Origin of the sequence: Mycobacterium sp. E3247, from assembly GCF_001667785.1 — a bacterium.
GTDB lineage: Bacteria > Actinomycetota > Actinomycetes > Mycobacteriales > Mycobacteriaceae > Mycobacterium.
In genome coordinates this window covers 1-630 of the sequence record NZ_LZJG01000439.1, presented here as the reverse complement: position 1 = coordinate 630, position 630 = coordinate 1, and the positions used below count along the sequence as shown (strand labels likewise).

1 protein-coding gene is annotated in these 630 nt (G+C 67.8%); it reads right to left on the bottom strand.

Annotated elements, in window-relative coordinates; translation table 11 throughout:
• A partial coding sequence (locus A9X04_RS22285) for an acetaldehyde dehydrogenase (acetylating) (RefSeq protein ID WP_067925153.1) occupies nt 1-630 on the bottom strand: 630 nt, incomplete at both ends.

Below are 630 nucleotides of genomic sequence, written 5' to 3'. Positions count from 1 at the left end.
GGATTCCTTGGCGATCTCCTCGCCGACCTTGGTCGCCGCGGCGGTCATGATGTCCAGGTTGCCCGCATAGGGGGGCAGGTAATCCCCGGCGCCCTCCACCTCGACGAACGTGGTCACCACCGCCTGCCCGCCGGAGTGCAGCGACGGCTCGTCGAACTGCGGCTCGTTGAGCAGCCGATAGCCGGGCACATAGGTCTGCACCTCGGCCACCACATCGTGAATCGACTGGGCGATCGCGTCGCGGTCGGCGTCCTCGGGAATCGCGCAGAAGATGGTGTCGCGCATGATCATCGGCGGATCGGCCGGATTCAAGATGATGATCGCCTTGCCGCGCTGGGCGCCGCCGATGGTTTCCACGCCCCGGCTGGTGGTCTTGGTGAACTCATCGATGTTGGCCCGCGTCCCCGGACCCGCCGACACCGAGGACACCGACGCCACGATCTCGGCATACGGCACCTCCACCACACGGCTCACCGCGTAGACGATGGGGATGGTCGCCTGCCCCCCGCAGGTGATCATGTTGACGTTCGGCGCGTCCAGATGCTGGCGCAGGTTCGCCGGCGGGATCACCGCCGGGCCCACCGCCGCCGGGGTCAAATCGATCGCCCGAATCCCCGCCGCCGCATACCT